The following is a 22547-nucleotide window of genomic DNA, read 5'->3' as shown; positions in this document are numbered from 1 at the left end:
CGGTCAGGCGCGTCGGACGCGCAAGGGCAGGCCGCTGCGGATCGCGCAGCGGGCAAAACCCCCATTTTCTCATGCCAGGAAAGTTTCGATCAGCCGTGCCAGCGCCTGGGGCTGATCGTGGTGCAGCATGTGGCCCGCGTCGTCGAGATGGGCCTCCCTCAGGTCGGGCACCACCTTCAGGCGCTGGCGGTACTCCTCCAGCGTGTAGCGGCCTTTCCACCACTGGCCCAGGCTGTCGTCGCTCGCGGTCACCGACAGCAGGGGGGCGGTGATGCGGGCGAACACCTCCTGCACCTCGTCCAGGCGGTACAGCTGTGCATTGACCACCTTGTGCGCGGGGTCTCCCAGGATGCGCCACTGGCCCTGATCGTCCGGTTGTGCCCATTCGCCCGCCAGCCAGCGGGCCTTGTCCTCGGTCAACCGGGGGTTGGTCTTCATCAGGCGCCGGGCCACACCGTCCAGGCTGTCGTAGGCCTTGAGGTCCATGTCCCCACGGCGCAGCGCCTTGAGCTCATCAAGCCACTGGGCGTAGCGTCCGGGTGCCTGGGCCGGGCGCGTGGCGGGCATGCCGAACCCCTCCAGATTCACCAGACGCCGGATCCGTTGGGGACGCACGCCGGCGTACACCATCACCACATTGCCCCCCATGCTGTGGCCCACCAGATCGATCGGCTGATCGGAAGCGTAATGGTCGAGCAGGGCGTCCAGGTCCGCCAGGTAGTCGGGGAACCAGTAGTTGTCGGTGGCCGGTCCTCGGGTCAGGCCAAAACCACGCCAGTCCGGCGCGATGATGGGCCGGTCCTCGCCCATGGCATCGACCATGAACTGCCAGGAGGCGGCCACGTCCATCCAGCCATGCACCAGCACCAGGGGAGGGCGGTCGGTCGAAGGCTCGCCCCAGACGCGTACGTGATAGTCCAGATGCCGGATCGGGATGAATTCGCTGCGGGAAGGCCGTCGGGCTTGATACATTCGGGAAGTCAATTCAGAGAAAACCGACAGCATAAGGAGATGAGCCATGGCCCGGCGTCAAGGCAGTGACACGACACCGCAAATTGCGCAGCCGGGCGGCATCGGCTACCACGACGTTCTCCACCGGGGTTTCCGGTGGAAGGTGCCGTCGCGTTTCAACATGGCCGAGGTCTGCATGCGTCGCTGGGCGCGGGATCCGCAGGTTGCCCGCCTGCCGGCGGTGCAGGCCTGCGCCCCTGAGCAGGAAGACCGGTCGCACACCTACGCCGAGCTGTTCGAGCAGGCCTGCCGCCTGTCCAATGTGCTGCAGGCCCTGGGCGTCCAGCGGGGCGACCGGGTCGCCATCGTCATGCCGCAGCGTTTCGAGACCGCCGTGGCCTACATGGCCGTGCTGCAGATGGGTGCGGTCGGCATGCCGCTGTCTCAGCTGTTCGGCCCCGATGCGCTGGAGTACCGGCTGCACGACAGCGAGGCCGTGGTGGCGCTGTGCGACGCCAGTACCCTGGCGGCGGTGCAGTCGGTCAGCGCCAGCTGTCCTGCCCTGCATTCCGTCATTGCGGTGGGGGCATCCGCCGATGACCGGCACGTCCTGCACTGGGAAGATGTCATCCGGCAGGCGCCGTCGTCGTTCCGCCTGGTCGAGACGCATGCCGACGAACCGGCGGTGCTGATCTACACCAGCGGAACCACCGGCAACCCCAAGGGGGCGCTGATTCCCCATCGGGCCCTCATCGGCAACCTCACGGGTTTTGTCTGCAGCCAGAACTGGTTCGGTTTCGATCCTTTCGACGCATCGGTGCGCTCGCAGGCGGTGTTCTGGTCACCCGCGGACTGGGCCTGGACGGGGGGCCTGATGGATGCCTTGCTGCCTACGCTGTACTTCGGCCGTCCCATCGTGGCCTGGAACGGGCGTTTCAGCCCCCAGACCGCCTTTGAACTCCTGCAGCGGCATGGGGTGACCCACACCTTCCTGTTCCCGACCGCGCTCAAGGCGATGATGAAGGCCTGCCCGCACCCTCGCCAGACCTACCGGCTGAACCTGCAGGCCATCATGAGCGCCGGGGAGGCGGTGGGGGATGCCGTGTTTGCCTACTGCCAGCAGGAATTGGGTGTCACGGTCAACGAGATGTTCGGCCAGACCGAAATCAACTACGTGGTCGGCAATTGCGCGCGGCTCTACCCGGCGCGGCCCGGCAGCATGGGCAAGGGCTATCCGGGACACCGTGTGGCCGTCATCGACGAGGACGGGAACGAATGCCCGGTGGGTCTGCCGGGCGACGTGGCGGTGCACCGCAAGGATGTGCATGGCCAGCCTGACCCCATCTTTTTCCTCGGTTACTGGAAGAATGAGGCCGCCACCCGCGCCAAGTACACCGGTGACCTGGCGGACAGCTGGTGCCGGACCGGTGATCTGGCGGTGCGAGACGCCGACGGCTACCTCTGGTACCAGGGTCGCAGCGACGATGTGTTCAAGGCCGCCGGTTACCGCATCGGTCCCAGCGAGATCGAGAACTGCCTGGTCAAGCACCCGGCCGTGGCCAACGCGGCCGTGGTGCCCAAGCCTGACGAGGAGCGCGGCGCGGTCGTCAAGGCCTATGTGGTATTGGCGCAGGAGTACCTGCAAGCGGCGCCTGGTCGCCGTCTGGGTGACGCCGCCTTCGAGGCCGCGCTGACGGCCGAGCTTCAGCGCCACGTCAAGGGGCAGCTGGCCCCCTACGAATACCCCAAGGAAATCGAATATGTCGATGCCTTGCCCATGACCACCACCGGCAAGGTGCAGCGCCGGGTGCTGCGCCTGCAGGAGGAACAGCGCTTTCGCGACCGGCAGGTCCGCGCCTGATGGCGTGGGTCATCCCCTTTGTTTTCAGACAGATGCTCATGAACGACATGCAACTCACCCGCCTTGGCTCATCCACGCTTCAAGTCACGCCCATCTGCCTGGGCACCATGACCTTTGGCGAACAGGTCCACGAGGCCGATGCCCACGCCATCCTGGATCGGTCCCTGGAGCGCGGTGTCAACTTCATCGACACCGCCGAGATGTACGCTGTGCCTGCACGGGCCGAAACCTGCGGCGCCACCGAAACCATCATTGGCAACTGGTTCGCGCGCCGACCAGGTGCGCGCCAGAAGCTGGTGCTGGCCACCAAGGTGGCCGGGCCTTCGCGGGGCATGCCGTGGATCCGGGGCGAGCAGTCCGGCCTGACCAAGGCCGAGATCGTCGCGGCCTGCGAGGGCAGTCTGCGCCGCCTGCAGACGGATGTCATCGACCTCTACCAGATTCACTGGCCCGCCCGCAACGTGCCGGCTTTCGGCGCTTTGTATTTCGACCCGTCCAAGGACAAGGATTGCGCGTCCATCCACGAGCAGCTCGAAGCCATGGACCAGCTGGTGCGCCAGGGCAAGGTCAAGGCCATCGGCCTGTCCAACGAATCCCCGTATGGTGTGCATGAGTTCGTGCGACTGGCCGAACAGCATGGCCTGCCGCGCGTGGCCACGGTGCAGAACCCCTATTGCCTGATCAACCGCGGTTACGAGAACGGCCTGGACGAGACCTGCCACCGGCTGGACGTGGGCCTGCTGGCGTATTCCCCGCTGGGCTTCGGGCTGCTGACCGGCAAGTACGACGAGACCGGGCTGGTGGGCGACCACGGTCGCATGGCGCTGTACGAGTCGATGCGCAAGCAGCGCTGGGGCCGTCCGGAGTCGCTGGCCGCCGCCCGCCGCTACAACGCGCTGGCGCGCGAGCATGGCCTGACGCCGTCGCAACTCGCGCTGGCCTTCTGCTATCGCAACTGGCGCGTGGCCAGCACCATCATCGGTGTGACATCGGTGGCGCAACTGGACGAGTGCCTGGACGCCTGGAGCGTGCCACTGTCGCCCGAGCTGCTGACGGCCATCGACGCGATCCGCTGGGAAGTGCGCGATCCTGCCCAGTGATGGCCAAGAAGTCGCATGTCTCGGAGACGCCAGCCACCGCCTGGCTCAAGGCGCACGGCGTGGTGTTCACCGAGCATCCTTATGAGTACCTGGAGCATGGCGGTGCCCAGCACAGCGCGGCCGTGCTCGGCTTTGATCCGTACGCGGTGGTCAAGACCCTGATCATGCAGGACGAGGCGACCAAGCCGCTGGCCATCCTCATGCATGGCAACCGGACGGTTTCGACCAAGAACCTGGCGCGCCAGATCGGCGCCAAGTCGGTCGAGCCCTGCAAGCCCGAGGTGGCCAACCGCCACAGCGGCTACCTGGTGGGCGGGACTTCGCCCTTCGGTTTGAAGCGGGCCATGCCTGTCTACGTCGAAGACACCGTGATGAGCCTGCCCCGCATCTGGATCAACGGCGGGCGGCGCGGCTTTCTGGTGGGCATCGATCCGGCGGTGCTCGCCCACCCGCTGGGTGCCCGGCCGGTGCAATGCGCGCTGGCAGAATAGTAGCCCTTGATTCACCGAGGATCCGTCTTGGAACAAGCCTATCCCTTCATCGCGGTGGTGCTGGCCTACCTGGCCGGTTCGCTGTCCTTTGCCGTCGTCGTCAGTCGCCTCATGGGCCTGGCCGACCCCCGCACCTACGGCAGCAAGAACCCGGGCGCCACCAACGTGCTGCGCTCCGGCAGCAAGGCGGCGGCCATCGTGACACTGCTGCTGGACGCCTTCAAGGGCTGGCTGCCCGTCGTCATCGTCCAGTGGTGGGGTGAGCGCTGGGGGCTGGGCGATGGCACCGTCGCCCTCGTCGGGCTGGCAGCTTTCCTGGGCCATCTCTGGCCGGTGTTCTTCCGTTTCCAGGGGGGCAAAGGCGTGGCCACGGCAGCTGGCGTCATTCTGGCCTTCAATCCCTGGCTGGGACTGGCCTCACTGCTGACCTGGGTCGTCATGGCCGTGTTCTTCCGGTATTCCTCGCTCGCATCGATCGTCACGGCGGTGTTTGCGCCGGCCTACTACCTGTTTGGCCATGGTGTGGCCTGGACGGCCCCCCGGGCACTGGTCATCAGCCTGGCCGTCATGGGTGTCCTGCTGGTCTGGCGACACGCTGAAAACATCAACCGCCTGCTGGCGGGTACCGAAAGCAAGATCGGATCGAAGAAGAAGCCCTCATGAGCGCCAACGACATCTCCCGCATCGGCATGGCCGCCCGCTACAGCGAGGCAGCCGTCTTCAATGGCATCGTCTACCTGGCCGGCATGGTGCCGGAGCGCGGCGATGTCGACATCAAGGGGCAGACCGAGGACGTGCTCGCCCAGGTGGAGCAGCGCCTGAAGGAGTGCGGCAGCGACAAGTCGCGCATCCTGCGCGCCCAGATCTACCTGACCGACATCCGCGAAATCGGCCTCATGAACGAGGTCTGGGATGCCTGGGTGGTCCCCGGTGCCGCACCGCCGCGTGCCACCGTGCAGGCGCCCCTGGCCAACCCGGCCTACCGCATCGAGATCGTGGTCACCGCCGCCCAGGCCTGAGGTGGCCGGTTCAGTAACGGCGCTCCAGCGTCAGTTGATCGTTCTGGCGCAGCATCTGGAAGCGCGTCAGGAAACTGTTGCCCAGCAGGACGAAGGGCATGGCCTGGGGCAGCACGATGGCAGGTACGTCATACACCTGCACGTCACCGAGCTTGACTGACTGCAGGCGCAGCATGTGGCCCACCACCTGGCCATTGGCGGTGCTGACACCGACCCGCTGGCCTTTGTCGAATGCCAGGTTGATGCGTTTGGCGTCTGCCTCGCTCAGGATCACATTGGTGGCGCCGGTGTCCACCATGAACTGGACGGTCTTGCCATTGATGAGCCCGCTGGACATGAAGTGGCCCTGCCCGTCGGCCGTCAGCACGATCCGCTGACCGGCACCGTCACCGGAGGGGCCGCTGCTGCCCACGCTCACGGGCGCTTCGCCCACCCGCAGCAGCCGCTTCTGCCCACTGACCTCCACCGTGGCCGATTCCCCCTGAACCGACACCACCCGCACGCCCTGGTGCGACTGCCCGGCAGACAGAAACCGGGGCGCCGCCCCATCGATCACCACCAGCGCCTTGCCCCCAGCCACCCCCGACAGCGCCACCGACTGCGCCCAGGCAGACGCGCACGTGGCACTCAAAAGAATGAGCGCGAGGGGAGCCCAGCGCATGGAGCGTGAGCCAGGGCGCCGCGGAACCGGCTCGGCCGGGCCGCTGGCGCCGTCCCCCATCCCAGCGCTGAAAGCGCGCCAGAGAGGGGGGAAGCGGCGAAGCCGCGCAGGGGGGAGTCCCATTCAATCCCTGAAGTTGTCGAAGGACAGTGGCAGGTCCTTCATCTCGCCGCGGATCAGGGCGATCGCGGCCTGCAGGTCGTCCCGCTTGGCGCCGGTCACCCGCACCGAATCACCCTGGATGGCGGCCTGCACCTTCATCTTGCTGGCTTTGATGGCCTGCTGGATCTTCTTGGCGTCTTCGCTGCTGACACCGTTCTTGACCTTGACGACCTGCTTGACCTTGTCGCCGCCGATCTTCTCGACCTTGCCGACGTCCAGAAAGCGCACGTCCACGCTGCGCTTGGTCAGCTTGTTGCGCAGGATGTCTTCCACCTGCTGCAGCTGAAAATCGGCATCGCCGAACAGGGTGATCTCCTTGTCCTTGAGCTCGATGCCGGCGCTGGTGCCTTTGAAGTCGAAGCGTGTGCCGATTTCCTTGGCGGTGTTTTCCACCGCGTTCTTCACTTCCACGAAGTCGGCTTCCAGTTTGGTGTCAAAAGAGGGCATGGCTGGGTGTCAGGCAAAACGTGAATGAGACAATCCGGGCATGTTAGTCGAGAAACAGGTCTCCCTCCAGCCCTACAACAGCTTCGGCATCGCCGCACGGGCCGAGCAACTGGCGCGCATCGGCCATCCGTCCGATCTGCTGGGGCTGATGGCGCAGCCCGAGTGGGGCACGTCTCCCCACTTTGTGCTTGGTGGCGGCAGCAATCTGGTGATCACGGGGGATGTGCCGGGCCTGGTGCTCAAGGTCGAAATTCCCGGCCGCTGTCTGGTCGAGGAAACGGCCAAAGGCTGGCTGGTCGAGGCGGGCGCCGGCGAGAACTGGCACGACTTCGTTGCCTGGACGCTGGCGCAAGGCTGGCCCGGGCTGGAAAACATGGCGTTGATTCCCGGCACGGTCGGCGCCGCGCCGGTACAGAATATCGGCGCCTACGGGGTGGAACTGCAAGACCGCTTCCATTCGCTGGACGCCATCGATCTGGTCACTGGCCGCTCGCTGACCCTGGATGCCGCCCAGTGCGGCTTCGGTTACCGCGATTCCGTCTTCAAGCATGCGCCGTCCGACGAGCGCAGCATGGGACTGGCCGGCCGGGCGCTCATCACCCGCGTGCGCTTCTGGCTGCCCAAGCCCTGGAAGCCAGTGCTGGGCTACCTGGATCTGGAACGCAAGATGGCGGAGACCGGCATCCACCAACCCGGCGCGCAACAGATCTTCGACTGGGTCGTGGCGATCCGCCGGGCCAAACTGCCCGATCCGGCGGTCATCGGCAACGCGGGCAGCTTCTTCAAGAACCCCACCGTCACGCCCGAGCAGTGCGCCGACATCATCGCCCGTGACCCCAAGGTGGTTCACTACCCCATGCCCGACGGCAGCATCAAGCTGGCCGCCGGCTGGCTGATCGACGCCTGTGGCTGGAAGGGCAAGACCTTGGGGCATGCCGGCGTGTACGAGAAGCAGGCTCTGGTGCTGGTCAACCGGGGCACGCCCGAACGGCCGTGCACCGGTGGCGAGGTCATGACCCTGGCCAAGGCCATCCAGACCAGTGTGTACGAGCGCTTTGGCATCCGGCTGGAGCCGGAGCCCGTGGTCATCTGACGTTGTCGGTCCTTTGCGTACCCAAGGTGGAGCCAGGGTGGGGCGCTGCAAAGCGAAGTAAAGGAGGAGGCGGCCGCAGGCCGCCGGGGGACATGAGCGGCGCAGTGCCGCGCCCTGGCACCGCCCGCTCCACGAAGTCAGATCACTTGCTGCCTTCGAGCTTGAAGATCTCCGGTCCCTGGCCGACCGACAGCAGGCCGGTGTGGGCATAGATGCCCAGCTTGCCGCGCGTATCGGTGATGTCCAGGTTGCGCATGGTCAGCTGACCGATGCGGTCCAGCGGGCTGAACGGCGCGTCTTCCACCTTCTCCATCGACAGGCGCTCGGGCGCGTAGGTCAGGTTCGGGCTCTCGGTGTTGAGGATGCTGTAGTCGTTGCCGCGGCGCAGTTCCAGCGTCACTTCACCGGTCACGGCGCGGGCCACCCAGCGCTGGGCGGTTTCGCGCAGCATGATGGCCTGCGGGTCGAACCAGCGACCCTGGTACAACAACCTGCCCAGACGCAGGCCGTTGATGCGGTACTGCTCGATGGTGTCCTCGTTGTGGATGCCGGTGACCAAGCGCTCGTAGGCGATGTGCAGCAGCGCCATGCCGGGGGCTTCGTAGATACCGCGGCTCTTGGCTTCGATGATGCGGTTCTCGATCTGGTCGCTCATGCCCAGGCCGTGGCGGCCGCCGATTTCGTTGGCCTTGAGGAACATGTCCACCGGCGAATCAAACGTCTGGCCGTTGATGGCGACGGGCTGGCCTTCCTCGAAGCGGATGGTGACTTCCTCGGCCTTCACGTCCACTTCGGGCTTCCAGAACGCCGTGCCCATGATGGGGTTGACGATGCGGATGCCGCTGTTCAGGTGCTCCAGGTCCTTGGCCTCATGGGTTGCACCCAGCATGTTGCTGTCGGTGCTGTAGGCCTTCTCGACCGACATCTTGTAGTCGAAGCCGTTGGCGATCAGGAACTCGCTCATTTCCTTGCGGCCGCCCAGCTCGTCGATGAAGCTCTGGTCCAGCCAGGGCTTGTAGATCTTCAGGCTGGGGTTGGTCAGCAGGCCGTAGCGGTAGAAGCGCTCGATGTCGTTGCCTTTGAAGGTGCTGCCGTCGCCCCAGATGTGGACGTCGTCTTCCTTCATGGCGGCCACCAGCATGGTGCCGGTGACGGCGCGGCCCAGCGGGGTGGTGTTGAAGTAGGTGATGCCGCCGGTGCTGATGTGGAAGGCATTGCACTGGATGGCGGCAATGCCTTCGTGTGCCAGCTGCAGGCGGCAGTCCACCAGGCGCGCCTTCTCGGCGCCATAGGCCATGGCCTTGCGCGGGATCTCTTCGTAGTCGCTCTCGTCGGGCTGGCCGAGGTTGGCGGTGTAGGCGTAGGGCAGGGCGCCCTTCTTCTTCATCCACAGCAGGGCTGCGGACGTGTCCAGGCCGCCGGAGAAGGCGATGCCGACCTTGTTGCCCTTGGGCAGGTTTTGCAGGATGGTGGCCATGTCGAATTCGTCTCTGTGGTTCAACCGAAGTGGCAGATGTAGTGGTAGGCCTCGGTCACGCGGATCTCGAAGCTGCTGTTGCCGGGCACGTTGAACTGCTCGCCGGGGCCGGACTTGGCCCAGGTGTCGGTGCCGGCCAGCTTGTACTCGCAGCCACCGGCCACGCATTCCATGATTTCGGGCGCGCCGGTGTTGAAGGTCAGGGTCGCGGGCAGGATCACGCCGACGGATTTCTTCGTGCCATCGGGGAAGGTGATGCCGTGGCTGACGCACTTGCCGTCGAAGTACACGTTGGCCTGGGTGGTGACGGACACGCCGTCGATGCGGGAGGTGGTCATGGTGCGGGTGGGTGGAGGCAGGGCGGCGGGCCGCCGGGCAAAACCCGCATTTTAGGCTGGCAGGGCGCCTCAGGCCCGCCCAGCCCAGGCAGCGGCATCGAAGCCCGCCGTGACGCCACCGCCGTGGGCGTTGTCCCATTCCACGATCGGGCGCTTGATCAGCGAGGCATTGGCCAGGGCCAAAACATGCGCGCTGGCCGCATCGGCGACGCCCGCCTTGGTCGCATCGTCCAGCCCGCGCCAGGTGGTGCCTTTGCGGTTGATCACCACCTCCCAGCCCAGCACCTCGATCCAGCGCTGGAGCCGCTCGGGAGGCACGCCGGCCTTCTTGAAGTCGTGAAACTGGTAGGGCAGGCCCTGGCTGTCCAGCCAGGTCCGGGCCTTCTTGACGGTGTCGCAGTTGGGGATGCCGTAGAGGATGATCATGCCCCGATTCTCGCAGCGGTTGCCGGCGGGATGGGACAATAGGGCCATGCAAGAGATCCCGTTGCCGCCCCACCCCCAGACACTGGAAGAATGGCTCGCCCATTGCGAGCGCCTGCACCCGGTCACCATCGACATGGGCCTCGATCGCGTGCAGCGGGTGGCCCGGCGCATGGACCTGCGCTTTGATTGCCCGGTCATCACCGTGGCGGGTACCAACGGCAAGGGCTCGACCTGCGCCATGCTCGAGGCCATCTACTGCGAAGCAGGTTACCGCACCGGGCTGTACACCTCGCCGCACCTGGTGCATTTCGAGGAGCGTTGCCGCCTCAGCCGCGAAGCGATCGCCGCCGACCAGTTGCTGCCCGCCTTCGCCGAGGTGGAGGTGGCGCGTCGGGGTCAGACCGGGGACGATGGCCAGGGCGAGGTCAGCCTCACGTACTTCGAGTTCACCACCCTGGCCATCCTGCGCACGCTCTCACGGGCCGGTCTGGACGTGGTCATTCTGGAGGTGGGGCTCGGTGGCCGGCTGGATGCCGTCAACATCATCGACCCCGACTGTGCTGTCATCACCTGCATTGCCCTGGACCACATGGCCATCCTCGGTCCGGACCGCGAAGCCATCGGTTATGAAAAGGCCGGCATCATGCGCACCGGCCGTCCGGTGGTCGTGAGTGACCCGGCCGTGCCGCAAAGCGTGCTGGACCGCGCCACCGAGGTGGGGGCGGAGCTCTGGCGGATCGGACTGGACTTCCACTTCGCCGGTGACAAGCAGCAATGGGGCTGGGCGACACACCCCTCCCGGGGTGGCCGCCGTTACAGCGGCATGGCCTACCCGGCCTTGCGGGGCGCCAACCAGCTGGTCAATGCGTCCGGTGTGCTGGCCGCCATCGAGGCCCTGCGGACCCGGCTGCCGGTGACGGCCCAGGCGGTGCGCAACGGCCTGGCGCTGGTGGAACTGCCCGGCCGCTTCCAGATCGTTCCCGGCCAGCCGACCCTGGTGCTGGATGTGGCGCACAACCCCCATTCGGTGGCGGCGCTGGCCGAAAACCTGGATGCCATGGGTTTCCACCCGACGACCCATGCCGTGTTCGGCGCGATGGCCGACAAGGATCTGGCCGCCATGCTCGAACGGGTGGCTCCGCTGATTGACCGCTGGTACCTTACCGACCTGCCGACCGCCCGCGCGGCCAGGGCCGAAGACCTGCGCAGCGCTCTGGAGGCGGGCCCCTTGGGCCGGGGACAGGTGGCCGGCTGCTACCCGGATCCCCTCCAGGCCCTGGCGGCGGCCGTGTCGGCGGCAGACCCGGCTGATAGAATCGTGGTCTTCGGTTCCTTCTTCACCGTGGGCGGGGTTTTGCAGGATGGCATCCCCCGGCTGGCGGCGAAACACCTGGCTGCCTGAAGTCGTTCGTCGGGCCCGCAATCGCGGGTTCGGACGGCCTCTCGGTGTACCGGCATACCCGCATGTTCAAGTCCCGTTCAGGTTCCCAGGGTCACGCGCCGACCCCTGCTGCTCCCTCCATTGACGAGTTGCGTCGCCGCGCCCGTCACCGGCTGATCGGCGCCGCCGTGCTGGTGGCGTTAGGCGTGGTCGGTTTTCCGCTGCTCTTCGACACCGCACCGCGCCCCCTCACGGCCGACGTTCCGATCGACATTCCCTCGCGCGGGGTCTCCAGCCTGCCCGCCCGCAAGCCGGCGGCTGCTGCCGATGTGACATCGAATGCTGGCCTCTCAGCGCCAGTGCCGGTGGCCGAGGCTCTCGACCCCCGCGAGACGGTGGTCACGCCGGAAGACAAGCCGGCCACCACCGCCAGCGATACCGCCGCTGTGGCGACGGCACCCGCGACCTCGAAACCGGAGACGACCAAGGCGGATGCGGCGAAGGCCGACAAGCCCAAGGCCGATGCCAAGGAGACCGCCAAGCCGACCGACGGCCAGGAGCGCATCATCGTTCAGGTGGGGGCCTTTGCCGACGCCCAGCGGGCGCGCGAGGTTCGTCTCAAGCTAGAACGAGCCGGCCTCAAGACCTACACCCACGTGGCCGAAACCTCGGAGGGCAAGCGCATCCGGGTCAGGCTCGGTCCGTTTTCCACCAAGGCCGAGGCCGAAAAGGCGGCGGCCAAAGCCAAGTCGCTGGGCCTGCAGGCGGCCATCCTGACCCTGTGATTGCAGCCGTGTTCGCGACGGGGGCATGGTGATGGGCTGGCTCGACGGGTTGCTGCTGGCGGCGTTGCTGTTGTCGGTGGTCATCGGGTTGTGGCGGGGTCTGGTGTACGAGGTGCTGTCGCTGGCTGCCTGGGTGGCGGCTTTTCTGGTGGCGCAGGCGCAAGCCCGTACGGTAGGTGCGTGGTTGCCGCTGGACGGTCTGTCCGAGCCCTTGAGGTTGGCCGCAGGTTTCGTGCTCGTGTTTGTGGGGGTGGCCTTTGCGGGCGGCCTGCTGGCGTGGCTGGTCAAGAAGCTGGTGGCGTCGGTGGGGCTGCGGCCGATCGACCGTGTGCTCGGCGGTGTTTTCGGTTTGTTTCGCGGTGTCGTGATCCTGCTGGCCCTGAGCGTGGTGGTGGGTCTGACACCGCTGCGGTCAGAGGCGTGGTGGCAGCAGTCGGTGGTGGCACAGTCGCTGGATCACAGCGTGCATGCCATCAAGCCCCTGCTGCCCTCGGAGATGGCGCGCTATCTGCCTTGAGGCACGGGTCTGAATTTTTGTCTGTCTTTGTGGGGATCTGAACATGTGTGGAATCGTCGGCGTGGTGAGCCAGGCACCTGTCAACCAGCTGATCTATGACGCGCTGCTGCTGTTGCAGCACCGGGGTCAGGATGCGGCCGGCATCGTGACGCAGCAAGGGCGCAAGTTCTTCATGCACAAGGCCAAGGGCATGGTGCGCGATGTGTTTCGCACCCGCAACATGCGTGCCCTGCCGGGCAACTGCGGCCTGGGCCAGGTTCGCTATCCCACGGCCGGCAACGCGTTCAGCGAGGAAGAGGCTCAGCCGTTCTACGTGAATGCGCCGTTCGGCATCGTGATGGTCCACAACGGCAACCTGACCAATGCCAAGGCGCTCAAGCAGGAGCTGTTCCAGACCGACCACCGCCACATCAACACCGAGAGCGACTCCGAGGTGCTGCTCAACGTGCTGGCCCATGAACTGGAGAAGGTGACCCGCGGGGTGTCCCTGAAGCCGGCTGATGTGTTCGCCGCCGTGCGTGGCGTGCATCAGCGCATCAAGGGCTCCTACGCCGTCATCGCCCTGATCGCAGGTCATGGCCTGGTGGCTTTCCGAGATCCCTACGGCATCCGGCCCCTGTGCGTAGGCAAGGGGGAGTCTGGCTTCATGGTGGCCAGTGAATCGGTCACGCTGGAGGGGACCGGTTTCGAACTGGAGCGCGATGTTCAGCCCGGGGAGGCGCTCTTCGTGGACCTGCAGGGCAATGTCCAGTTCGAGCAGTGCGCGGACAACGTCCGACATCACCCCTGCATCTTCGAATATGTCTATCTGGCCCGGCCGGACTCGGTGCTCGACGGTATCTCGGTCTATCAGGCTCGCCTGAACCTGGGCAAGACGCTGGCCAAGCGGGTGATCTCGACCGTACCGCCCACCGAGATCGACGTGGTGATTCCGATCCCCGAATCTTCGCGCCCCAGTGCCATGGAATTGGCGCACATCCTGGGTCTGCCCTACCGCGAAGGTTTCGTGAAGAACCGCTACGTGGGCCGTACCTTCATCATGCCCGGCCAGAGCGTTCGCAAGAAGTCGGTGCGCCAGAAGCTCAACGTGATCGGCAGCGAGTTCAAGGGGCGTAACGTACTGCTGGTGGACGACTCCATCGTGCGCGGCACCACGTCCCGCGAGATTGTTCAGATGGCCCGCGAAGCGGGCGCGCGCAAGGTCTACATGGCCAGCGCCGCGCCGCCGGTTCGCTTCCCCAACGTCTACGGTATCGACATGCCGACCTCACACGAGCTCGTGGCCCATGGGCGCACGGTGGACGAGGTGCGGGAGAGCATCGGTTGTGACGCCCTGATCTATCAGGATGTGGACGCGATGAAGCAGGCCATCGGCTCGCTCAACCCGGCGCTGGCGGGTTTTGATGCTTCATGCTTCGACGGGGTCTATGTGACGGGTGACATCACCCCCGAGACCATCGCCCGCATGAACGATGGTCGGGATCAGAAGGCAGAGGAGGGCGACGAGGACGCTTCCCGCCTGGCTTTGCCCAATGCCCAGGTGTCCTGAGCCACAGGCTGACCTCCATGAGCGCACCACAAAAGTCCGACAGTTTGGCTGCCCTGCACCGCGAAACCCTGGCCGTGCGCCTGGCCGCCGAGCGCAGCGCCTACGGTGAGAATTCCGAGGCCCTGTACCTCACCAGCGGCTATGTGCAGCCCTCCGCCGAGGATTCCGCGCGCCGTTTCGCGGGCGAGGACGATGGCTACACCTATGGCCGCTCCGGCAACCCCACAGTGTCCAGCTTCGAAATGCGGCTGGCCGCCCTGGAAGGCGCCGAGGCCTGCATGGCCACGGCCTCGGGCATGGCCTCGGTCATGCTGATGTGCTTCAGCCTGCTCAAGGCAGGCGATCACGTCATCATTTCCCAGAGCATGTTCGGTTCGACCCTCAAACTGATCGGCTCCGAATTCGCCCGTTTCGGGGTCGAAACGTCCGTGGTGCCGCAGACCGATCTGGCCGCCTGGGCCGCCGCGTTGCGTCCGACCACGCGCCTGCTGTTTGCCGAAACGCCGACCAACCCGCTGGGTGAGGTGTGCGACATCCGTGCTCTGGCTGATCTGGCGCACAACGCCGGCGCGCTGCTGGCCGTGGACAACTGCTTTGCCACGCCAGCCTTGCAGCGCCCCATCGAACTCGGCGCCGACATCGTGATGCACTCCGGCACCAAGTACCTGGACGGGCAGGGCCGCGTGATGGCCGGTGCCCTCTGCGCCCGTGAAGCCATGGTCCGCGAGAAGTTTCTGCCGGTGCAGAAGAACTCGGGCATGGTGCTCTCGCCCTTCAACGCCTGGGTGGTGCTCAAGGGCCTGGAAACGCTGGACCTGCGCATGAAGGCCCAGAGTGCCCAGACGCTGGCGCTGGCCCAGTGGCTGGAAGCGCACCCGGCCGTCGGGCGCGTGTACTACCCCGGTTTGGCCAGCCACCCCCAGCATGAACTGGCCATGCGCCAGATGAACGGCATCGGTGGCGCAGTGCTGTCTTTCGACGTGAAAGCAGCCAACCCCGAGCAGGCCCGCCAGCGCGCGTTCCACGTGCTCGATTCACTGCAGGTCCTGTCGCTGTGCACCAACCTGGGCGACACCAAGACCCTGTGTACCCACCCGGCCAGCACCTCGCACGGCAAGCTCACCGAAGCGCAGCGTCAGGCCGCTGGCATCGGCCAGGGCCTGATCCGTGTGGCCGTTGGCCTTGAACACCTGGACGACATCCGCGCCGATCTGGCTCGCGGTCTGTCCAGCCTCTGAATTTCACGATCACTGTCATGACCGTCCGTACCCGCTTCGCGCCGTCGCCCACCGGCTTCATCCACTTGGGCAACATCCGTTCCGCGCTCTATCCGTGGGCCTTTGCCCGCGCCAACCAGGGCGTTTTCATCCTGCGTATTGAAGACACCGATCTGGAGCGTTCCACCCAGGCCGCGGTGGACGTGATCATCGAAGGCATGAAGTGGCTGGGCCTGGACCACGACGAAGGCCCGTTCTACCAGATGCAGCGTATGGACCGGTACAAGGCAGTGCTGGCCGAGATGCAGGCCCAGGGTCTGGTCTATCCGTGCTACATGAGCGTCGCGGAGCTTGACGCGCTGCGCGAGCGCCAGATGGCCAGCAAGGAGAAACCGCGCTACGACGGCACCTGGCGCCCTGAGCCCGGCAAGGTGCTGCCGCCGGTGCCCGAAGGCGTGAAGCCGGTGTTGCGCTTCAAGAACCCGAAAGACGGCGTGGTGGCCTGGGACGACAAGGTCAAGGGCCGCGTCGAATTCAGCAACAGCGAACTCGATGATCTGGTGATCGCCCGCCCCGACGGCACGCCCACCTACAACTTCTGCGTGGTGGTGGACGACATCGACATGGCCATCACCCACGTGATCCGTGGTGATGACCATGTCAACAACACGCCGCGCCAGATCAACATCTTCCGGGCCCTGGGCAAGGAGCCACCGGTCTATGCCCATCTGCCCACCGTGCTGAACGAGCAGGGTGAGAAGATGAGCAAGCGCAACGGCGCCAAGCCGGTCACGCAGTACCGCGACGAGGGCTATCTGCCTGACGCCATGGTCAACTACCTGGCCCGCTTGGGCTGGAGCCACGGTGACGACGAAATCTTCAGCCGAGAGCAGTTCCTTCAGTGGTTCAACCTGGATCACCTGGGCAGCAGCGCCGGCCGCTTCGACGAGGCCAAGCTGCGCTGGGTCAACGCCCAGCACCTCAAGGCCATGGACGATGTGGCGCTGTCGGCGTTGGTCGCTGAACAGTTGTCCAAGCGTGGCATCACTGCGGACGAGCGCCTGCCGCGCATCTGTGGCCTGTTCAAGGACCGCTGCGACACCACGGTCGCCCTGGCCGATTGGGCGCAACCCTATTACACCGATGTCATGGTCAAGGATGAGGACCGCGCACAGCATCTCACCGACGCCATCAGGCCTGCGGTGGCTTCCCTGGCCGGCAAGCTGGCTTCATGCAACTGGGACAAGGCCTCCATCGGCGCCGCCATCAAGGAAGTGATCACGGAGCAAGGCGTGAAGATGCCGCAGCTGGCCATGCCGGTGAGGGTGCTGACCATGGGGACACCCCAGACGCCTTCCCTGGATGCGGTACTGGAACTGCATGACCGAAAAAAAATTTTGGCCCGTTTGCAAAACGCCTGAAAATGTGCCTATAATTCAAGTCTTGCTGATGAGCACTGAGCAACAAGCGAAACGCAAGTTGAGCAGTACTGCAAAGTGACCATCAACATCCCGTGGGGGTATAGCTCAGCTGGGAGAGCGCTTGCATGGCATGCAAGAGGTCAGCGGTTCGATCCCGCTTACCTCCACCAAAATTTAGTGAAAATTCAGCGTTGAAAACTGTGTTACAATGCTGAATTCCGGAAGTTCCAAGGTTTTGACCCTATCGTCTAGAGGCCTAGGACATCACCCTTTCACGGTGAGTACCGGGGTTCGAATCCCCGTAGGGTCGCCAAGTTTGTGGCACTTGGCCTGATGCGAAAGCAGAGGGCAAAAAGCCGCACCACTGCGGAGTGGTAGTTCAGTTGGTTAGAATACCGGCCTGTCACGCCGGGGGTCGCGGGTTCGAGCCCCGTCCACTCCGCCAAGTGATCATGAAAGCCGTTCGGTTGCAAAACTGAACGGCTTTTTTCTTTTCCCATCTGGTATTCGCTGGCTGAGTCCATCCGCCCATGGGGCGGACAGCGGACGTCAGATCAAAGCCCCCTCAAGCCGCAGCAGGGCGATCTTGCGCTCCAGGCCACCGGCGTAGCCGGTCAGTGCCCCGTTGGCACCGAGCACGCGGTGGCAGGGAACGATGATGCTCAGCGGGTTTCGGCCGATGGCTGCGCCGGCGGCCCGGGCCGCTGCCGGATTGTCCAGTCGGGCAGCGAGGATCCCGTATGTGATCGTTGCGCCATAGCCGATGTCCAGCAAGGCTTGCCAGGCGCGTTGCTGGAATCCTGTGCCCAGACGCAGGTCCAGCGGCAGATCGAAGGTACGAAGGCTCTGATCAAAATAGGCTTGCAGCTGTACGGCGGCTTCGTCCAGCAGCGGGTGCCCCTCCTCATATTGCCAGTGGGCCGTCAGCCAGGTGGCCGGCCCGTGACGGTCGCCGTCGAACCAGGCACCGAGCAGACCCTGCGGGCTGGCGGCCAGGCGCATGGGTCCCAGGGGCGATGTCCAGCGGGTGTAGGTGATGGGTTCAGGCAGTGTCATGTCGATTCCTGGTGGAGGTGCCCATGGCCCACGCACGCACCACCGCGTAGCTGCGCCACGGTCGCCAGCGCTGGGCGAGGTGATCAGGGGACAAAGGTGGCTGACGGCCGCACAAGGCGTTGCGGACCGCGGCATCGCCCGGCAGCCATGCATCCGACCAATGCAGCGCCCGCATGGCAATGTACTGTGCCGTCCAGGGCCCGATACCCGGCAACGCCGTCAACTGCGTTACCGTGGCATCCGGGTCGCCACCGGGTTCAAGGCGCAGCTTGCCGTCGGCGCAAGCCCGTGCCAGGGCAATGATGGCTGTCTGCCGTTGTTTGGTGATGCCCAGCGAGCCCATTCGGGAGGGATCGGCATGCGCCAAAGTCTCTGGGTCCGGGAATGCAATTGAGACCGAGGATGCAGGTGTTTCCACCGGTGTGCCCCATTGGGCGACCAGGCGGGCGGTGAGGGTGTTGCCGGCGGCCAGGGTGACCTGCTGCCCGAGGATCGCGCGCACGCCGGCCTCGAAACCGTCAAAACTGCCCGGCAGGCGAAGTCCGCTGCCGCAAGGAAAGTCCTCATCCAGGACTGAGTCGATCTGCGTGATGTCGACGTCCAGATCAAGCCAGCGCCGGGTCCGCCAGATGATTTGTGGCAGTTCTGGCCAGAGCAGGGGGCTCACCTCCAGGGTCACACTCTGCCGCTCGGGAACAAAGCGGATCCGGATCCAGCCGGATACGGATCCCGCCCGGGTCTCAAGCCGGACCGCTTTGAGCATGCCTGGCCGGGGTCCGTGAATCATGGCCTCGTTCCCGGCCAGTTGCCGGTCGGCGAGGAAGGTCAACATGGACGAGACGTGCATGGGTGCGCGCCATTGCAGCAGGACCGGACGCGGCGCCATCGAAGAAACTGTGGCCTGCTCGGGGTGCCGTCTCAGGGTGGTGGGTTGAAGGCCGTAAGCGCAACGGAACACCTCATTGAATCGCCGCACGCTGCCAAAGCCGCTGGCCAGTGCAACCTGCGACATGGGCAGCGCCGTGTCGGTCAGCAGCTGCTTGGCGGTCAGCAACCGGCGTGTCTGCAGGTACTGCAGGGGGGAAATGCCCAGCCGTGCGCCGAACAGGCGGCGAAGATGCCGATCGGTGATTCCCAGATGTGCGCTCAGCGATTGCAGCGTGGAGCCGATACCGGTGTCGCCGATGGACCAGTGACCGGGATGATCAAGCCACTGCAAGGCGGACTGCAGCAAGCAGTCTCCCGCGTCCACCGATGACCAATGCCGCTGGGCAGGCGCGAGTTCGGGGCGGCATCTCAGGCAGGGCCGGAAACCGGCATGCTCCGCCTGTGCCGCCAGGCGAAAGAACCGGCAGTTGTCAGCCTTGGGTGTGCGAACCCGGCACACCGGCCGACAGTAGATGCCCGTGCTGGTGACACCGACAAAGAAGTGGCCATCAAAACGGGCGTCGCGCGCGCACAGTGCGTCGTAGCAGGCTGCCGGGTTCTGATGAAGGTCGGTATCCATGGCCCCATGGTAGCCCGGTGGAGCGGCAGTGGCTGGCCGGATCCGGACATCGACATTCGGCCGGTAACGGCGCTCATCCTACAATGTCGGGTTAGCTTTTTACCTATCAAGAATCGTTCTCAACATGCAGCTGTCACCGTCGATCTTCAAGGCCTATGACATTCGCGGCATCGTGCCTGCCACCCTTGACGAAGCAGTGGCCGAGGGGCTGGGCAGGGCCTTCGGCACCCACGCGCGTGCGTCGGGTGAAACGGTCGTGGCGGTCGGTCGGGATGGTCGCCTGAGTGGTCCCGCGCTGTCGGCAGCGCTCATCCGCGGGCTGGTCGCTGCGGGCATGGAGGTGATCGACGTCGGCATGGTCACCACCCCGATGCTGTACTTCGCCGCGAGCACCTTGTGCCGCAGCGGCATCCAGGTGACGGGCAGCCACAACCCGAAGGACTACAACGGGTTCAAGATGGTGCTGGGTGGACGCGCCATCTACGGTGACGAGATCCAGAAGCTGCGCCAGATCATGGAGACCGACAGCTGGGCCCTGATGGCGGGCGGCTCGGTCCGATCGGTCGACGTGGGTCAGGCTTACCAGGACCGCATCGTGTCGGACGTGCGCCTGAGCCGCCCGATGAAAGTGGTGGTGGATTGTGGCAACGGCATCGCCGGGGCTTCGGCGCCCGCCCTGTACCGCGCCATGGGTTGCGAGGTGATCGAACTGTTCAGTGAGGTGGACGGCAATTTCCCGAATCACCACCCGGATCCCAGCAAGCCCGAGAACCTGCAGGATCTGATCCGCGCGCTGGAGGAAACCGGAGCGGAGCTGGGCATGGCGTTTGACGGTGACGGTGACCGCCTGGGCATCGTCACCCGGGGTGGCAACAACATCTTTCCCGATCGCCAGATGGTACTGTTTGCGCGGGACGTGCTCTCTCGCGTGCCGGGCGGGAACATCATCTTTGATGTCAAGTGCTCCCAGCGCCTGGCGCCAGCCATCCGGGAGGCGGGCGGCGTGCCCCACATCTACAAGACCGGGCATTCGCTGATCAAGGCCCGCATGAAGGAGCTCGACAGCCCGCTTGGCGGGGAGATGAGCGGCCACATCTTCTTCAAGGAGCGCTGGTTCGGCTTTGACGATGGCTCGTACGCCGGTGCGCGCATGCTGGAGATCCTCAGCCGCAGCGCGGATGCCAGCGCCGTGTTGGATGCCCTGCCAACCAGCCACAGCACGCCCGAGCTGAACGTCGCTTGTGCGGAAGGCGAACCCCACGCTGTGGTGCAGAAACTGGTCGATCTGGCCCAGGCGGACCCGGCCTTCTCGGCGCCCGCCGTGCTGTCGACGATTGACGGTGTGCGGGTGGACTGGCCGGACGGCTTTGGCCTGATCCGGGCATCGAACACGACACCCGTGCTGGTGCTCAGGTTTGAAGGGCAGACGGTGGATGCACTGCACCGGATTGAACACACCATGCTGGCATTGCTCAAGCAGGCCAAGCCCGATGCGGTGGTGGGTGCGTCCGCTCACTGAGCCTTGATCGCTGGTTCGCCACCCAAGGGACAACGTGTTTCTGCCTTCGCTCCGTGATGTGACCGTGGTGGTGGTGACCAAGGACAGCGCCCACTGTCTTGACGGTCTCGATCCGCTGCTGTCATGCTGCGAGCATGTGATCGTCTCCGACAACGCCAGTGGCGATGGCACTGCTGATCGGGTCGCCACGCTTTGGCCACACGCGCGAGTGCTCAGGCATCCCCTGAACCTTGGGTTCGGGGCGGCGAACAACCGGGCATTGGATCAGGTGAGCACGCCCTGGGCTTTCCTACTCAACCCGGACTGTGTGGTGTCAGCCAGTGCACTGGAAACACTGCTCAGTGCGTCCCGGGATTTTCCCGACGCGGCTGTGGTCGCCCCGGAACTGTCAGATCTGAACGGGCGCCGCGAGATCAATTACCGCTGGCCCCAGACGGTTTGGCCCAGCACCGGGCCTGGGGCCGATGGACCGGTCTGTGTGGGTTTCGTGTGTGGTGCGGCCATGCTGTTTCGCCTGTCCGCCTTTGAATGTGTGGGTTTCTTCGACGAGACGTTTTTCCTCTACTACGAAGATGACGATCTTTGCCTTCGTCTGTTTCAGCATCGCCGCCCGATGATTGTGGTGCCTGGAGCGATCGCCCGGCACTTTTCGCGTGGCTCCGTCAGAGGCGATGCGCCTTGGAGAAGCGAGTACACCAGAGGCTTCCACCACGCGCAGTCGAAGTTGATTTTTGTGTCCAAGCACCAGTCTTGCGCTGAGGCCAATCGTCTGAGGAGGCGACTCATCGCGTTGACCGTGGTCAGTCTGCCTCTGAGAGTGCTTGCTTTTTCCCCACGCCTGATTGCCAGAATGTGGGGGCGCCTGTGTGGCCTCCTGCAGTGGCGGTTGCCCTCCAGGTTGGCGGTATCCGGGGCTTCGTCATGAGCGGTGCAATCAACCGCTGGGCGTGCGAGATGAGGTCTCGCTGGCTTGCATGGCAGGCCGGAGACGGCCCCATGAGACTGGCGCGTGCACTGGACCAATGCAAGTCGGATGTGCCGGTCTTGCTCATCTCGTACAACAACGGTGTGTATGTGGAGCACATGGTCCGCCAGCTCAAAGGGTTTGGTGTCAGCCCGATTGTTCTGGACAACAGGTCCGGTGACGACGAGACACGGCGCATCCTGTCGCGCCTGGACAAGGGCAACGACGCCAGCGTGATCTGTCTGGACAGGAATTTTGGCCACAAGGTGGCCTTCCTGCCGCCTTTCTATGACCAACTTCCGGACGTTTTCGCCTGTTCGGATCCCGACTTGCTCCTGAATGAGCGGATGCCCCGGGATTTCCTGAGTCAGTTGCATCAGGTGGCGCAGCATTTCCAGGTCTACAAGGCCGGTCTGGCCCTGGAACTCCCCGATGATCTGGAGCTGATTTCGAACACCTACCAGAAGAAGAAGTGCAAGGGCGGAATCAATAATCAAGTGCAACACCCAACCGGTAAGGTACCGCGATGGGCAAGCACTACGAACAACTCACGGCTGAAGAACGAGCGGCGATCATGATGATGAAGGCGGACAACTGCTCGGCGC

General features: G+C 65.1%; 23 protein-coding genes and 3 tRNA genes. 18 read left to right on the top strand and 8 right to left on the bottom strand.

The annotated features are described in order from the left end of the window. Window positions 1-69: 69 nt before the first annotated feature. Window positions 70-972 (bottom strand): alpha/beta fold hydrolase, encoded by a 903-nt coding sequence (locus tag ACFQNJ_RS16645; protein WP_382259564.1) that lies wholly within the window; start codon window positions 970-972, stop codon window positions 70-72. A gap of 160 nt (window positions 973-1132) precedes the next feature. Here ACFQNJ_RS16645 and ACFQNJ_RS16640 point away from each other — a divergent pair, with 160 nt between their 5' ends. Genes ACFQNJ_RS16640 through ACFQNJ_RS16620 form a run of 5 tightly spaced genes read left to right on the top strand, consistent with a single transcriptional unit; the run spans window position 1133 to window position 5422 of the window. After that, entirely contained in the window at window positions 1133-2812 is a 1680-nt protein-coding gene (locus tag ACFQNJ_RS16640; protein WP_382259659.1) for an acyl-CoA synthetase, read from the top strand. A 47-nt stretch (window positions 2813-2859) separates the two neighbouring features. Further along, window positions 2860-3912 carry an aldo/keto reductase gene (locus ACFQNJ_RS16635; RefSeq protein ID WP_382259657.1) on the top strand — a complete coding sequence of 351 codons (1053 nt, stop codon included), beginning with the start codon at window positions 2860-2862 and terminating at the stop codon, window positions 3910-3912. Further along, complete coding sequence (locus ACFQNJ_RS16630; protein ID WP_382259562.1) at window positions 3912-4403, top strand: aminoacyl-tRNA deacylase; 492 nt, start codon at window positions 3912-3914, stop codon at window positions 4401-4403. Before ACFQNJ_RS16635 ends, ACFQNJ_RS16630 begins: the two co-directional genes overlap by 1 nt. 27 nt (window positions 4404-4430) lie before the next feature. Further along, the gene (gene plsY, locus ACFQNJ_RS16625; RefSeq protein WP_374641036.1) at window positions 4431-5066 is read left to right on the top strand and encodes a glycerol-3-phosphate 1-O-acyltransferase PlsY; all 636 of its coding nucleotides are present in this window, start codon (window positions 4431-4433) and stop codon (window positions 5064-5066) included. Continuing rightward, window positions 5063-5422 (top strand): RidA family protein, encoded by a 360-nt coding sequence (locus ACFQNJ_RS16620; protein ID WP_382259560.1) that lies wholly within the window; start codon window positions 5063-5065, stop codon window positions 5420-5422. The genes plsY and ACFQNJ_RS16620 overlap by 4 nt, the downstream gene beginning before the upstream one ends. 10 nt (window positions 5423-5432) lie before the next feature. Here ACFQNJ_RS16620 and ACFQNJ_RS16615 read toward each other — a convergent pair whose 3' ends face one another. Both ACFQNJ_RS16615 and ACFQNJ_RS16610 read right to left on the bottom strand, forming a co-directional pair. Next, complete coding sequence (locus ACFQNJ_RS16615; protein ID WP_382259558.1) at window positions 5433-6083, bottom strand: retropepsin-like aspartic protease family protein; 651 nt, start codon at window positions 6081-6083, stop codon at window positions 5433-5435. A 123-nt stretch (window positions 6084-6206) separates the two neighbouring features. Next, entirely contained in the window at window positions 6207-6692 is a 486-nt protein-coding gene (locus ACFQNJ_RS16610) for a YajQ family cyclic di-GMP-binding protein (protein ID WP_374641039.1), read from the bottom strand. A gap of 40 nt (window positions 6693-6732) precedes the next feature. Between ACFQNJ_RS16610 and murB the strand changes: the two genes are divergently transcribed. Beyond that, window positions 6733-7785 (top strand): UDP-N-acetylmuramate dehydrogenase, encoded by a 1053-nt coding sequence (gene murB, locus ACFQNJ_RS16605; protein ID WP_382259556.1) that lies wholly within the window; start codon window positions 6733-6735, stop codon window positions 7783-7785. Between the two features lie 142 nt (window positions 7786-7927). Here murB and argG read toward each other — a convergent pair whose 3' ends face one another. The 3 genes from argG to ACFQNJ_RS16590 all read right to left on the bottom strand — a co-directional run bounded on the left by argG (window position 7928) and on the right by ACFQNJ_RS16590 (window position 10026). Continuing rightward, window positions 7928-9262 carry an argininosuccinate synthase gene (gene argG / locus ACFQNJ_RS16600; RefSeq protein ID WP_382259554.1) on the bottom strand — a complete coding sequence of 445 codons (1335 nt, stop codon included), beginning with the start codon at window positions 9260-9262 and terminating at the stop codon, window positions 7928-7930. A 20-nt stretch (window positions 9263-9282) separates the two neighbouring features. Continuing rightward, window positions 9283-9600: a pyrimidine/purine nucleoside phosphorylase gene (ppnP, locus tag ACFQNJ_RS16595; RefSeq protein ID WP_382259552.1), complete on the bottom strand. Its 318-nt coding sequence runs from the start codon at window positions 9598-9600 to the stop codon at window positions 9283-9285. Between the two features lie 69 nt (window positions 9601-9669). Continuing rightward, complete coding sequence (locus tag ACFQNJ_RS16590; protein WP_382259550.1) at window positions 9670-10026, bottom strand: ArsC family reductase; 357 nt, start codon at window positions 10024-10026, stop codon at window positions 9670-9672. 46 nt (window positions 10027-10072) lie between these two features. Between ACFQNJ_RS16590 and folC the strand changes: the two genes are divergently transcribed. The 9 genes from folC (at window position 10073) to ACFQNJ_RS16545 (ending at window position 17341) form a co-directional block, all read left to right on the top strand. Further along, a complete protein-coding gene (folC, locus tag ACFQNJ_RS16585) occupies window positions 10073-11428 on the top strand; it encodes a bifunctional tetrahydrofolate synthase/dihydrofolate synthase (RefSeq protein WP_382259548.1) in 1356 nt (451 codons plus the stop codon). Between the two features lie 62 nt (window positions 11429-11490). Continuing rightward, window positions 11491-12192, top strand: a complete 702-nt coding sequence (locus ACFQNJ_RS16580) for an SPOR domain-containing protein (protein ID WP_382259546.1) — start codon at window positions 11491-11493, stop codon at window positions 12190-12192. A 31-nt stretch (window positions 12193-12223) separates the two neighbouring features. Next, window positions 12224-12709, top strand: coding sequence for a CvpA family protein (locus ACFQNJ_RS16575; RefSeq protein WP_382259544.1), 486 nt, complete (start codon window positions 12224-12226; stop codon window positions 12707-12709). Between the two features lie 43 nt (window positions 12710-12752). Then, a complete protein-coding gene (gene purF / locus ACFQNJ_RS16570) occupies window positions 12753-14258 on the top strand; it encodes an amidophosphoribosyltransferase (protein ID WP_382259542.1) in 1506 nt (501 codons plus the stop codon). A 17-nt stretch (window positions 14259-14275) separates the two neighbouring features. Next, window positions 14276-15496, top strand: coding sequence for an O-succinylhomoserine sulfhydrylase (locus ACFQNJ_RS16565; protein ID WP_382259540.1), 1221 nt, complete (start codon window positions 14276-14278; stop codon window positions 15494-15496). Between the two features lie 17 nt (window positions 15497-15513). Continuing rightward, complete coding sequence (gene gltX / locus ACFQNJ_RS16560) at window positions 15514-16896, top strand: glutamate--tRNA ligase (RefSeq protein ID WP_382259538.1); 1383 nt, start codon at window positions 15514-15516, stop codon at window positions 16894-16896. A 94-nt stretch (window positions 16897-16990) separates the two neighbouring features. After that, window positions 16991-17066 (top strand) — tRNA-Ala (locus ACFQNJ_RS16555). Window positions 17067-17133: 67 nt separating this feature from the next. Further along, window positions 17134-17209: transfer RNA gene (locus tag ACFQNJ_RS16550), tRNA-Glu, on the top strand. Between the two features lie 55 nt (window positions 17210-17264). After that, window positions 17265-17341, top strand: a tRNA-Asp gene (locus ACFQNJ_RS16545). Between the two features lie 104 nt (window positions 17342-17445). Here ACFQNJ_RS16545 and ACFQNJ_RS16540 read toward each other — a convergent pair. Further along, a complete protein-coding gene (locus ACFQNJ_RS16540) occupies window positions 17446-17952 on the bottom strand; it encodes a methylated-DNA--[protein]-cysteine S-methyltransferase (RefSeq protein WP_382259536.1) in 507 nt (168 codons plus the stop codon). After that, complete coding sequence (locus ACFQNJ_RS16535) at window positions 17939-19459, bottom strand: DNA-3-methyladenine glycosylase 2 family protein (protein ID WP_382259534.1); 1521 nt, start codon at window positions 19457-19459, stop codon at window positions 17939-17941. The genes ACFQNJ_RS16540 and ACFQNJ_RS16535 overlap by 14 nt, the downstream gene beginning before the upstream one ends. Window positions 19460-19583: 124 nt before the next feature. On the opposite strand from ACFQNJ_RS16535, the gene ACFQNJ_RS16530 reads away from it, so the two are divergent. The 3 genes from ACFQNJ_RS16530 to ACFQNJ_RS16520 all read left to right on the top strand — a co-directional run bounded on the left by ACFQNJ_RS16530 (window position 19584) and on the right by ACFQNJ_RS16520 (window position 22520). After that, window positions 19584-20978 (top strand): phosphomannomutase/phosphoglucomutase, encoded by a 1395-nt coding sequence (locus ACFQNJ_RS16530; RefSeq protein WP_374641052.1) that lies wholly within the window; start codon window positions 19584-19586, stop codon window positions 20976-20978. A 73-nt stretch (window positions 20979-21051) separates the two neighbouring features. After that, window positions 21052-21903, top strand: coding sequence for a glycosyltransferase family 2 protein (locus ACFQNJ_RS16525; protein ID WP_382259532.1), 852 nt, complete (start codon window positions 21052-21054; stop codon window positions 21901-21903). Beyond that, window positions 21900-22520 (top strand): glycosyltransferase family protein, encoded by a 621-nt coding sequence (locus ACFQNJ_RS16520; RefSeq protein WP_382259530.1) that lies wholly within the window; start codon window positions 21900-21902, stop codon window positions 22518-22520. Before ACFQNJ_RS16525 ends, ACFQNJ_RS16520 begins: the two co-directional genes overlap by 4 nt. The last annotated feature ends 27 nt before the right edge of the window (window positions 22521-22547 follow it).

The organism is Hydrogenophaga bisanensis (assembly GCF_042665135.1).
Lineage (GTDB): Bacteria > Pseudomonadota > Gammaproteobacteria > Burkholderiales > Burkholderiaceae_C > Hydrogenophaga > Hydrogenophaga bisanensis.
This window is presented reverse-complemented; position numbering and strand designations above follow the sequence as displayed.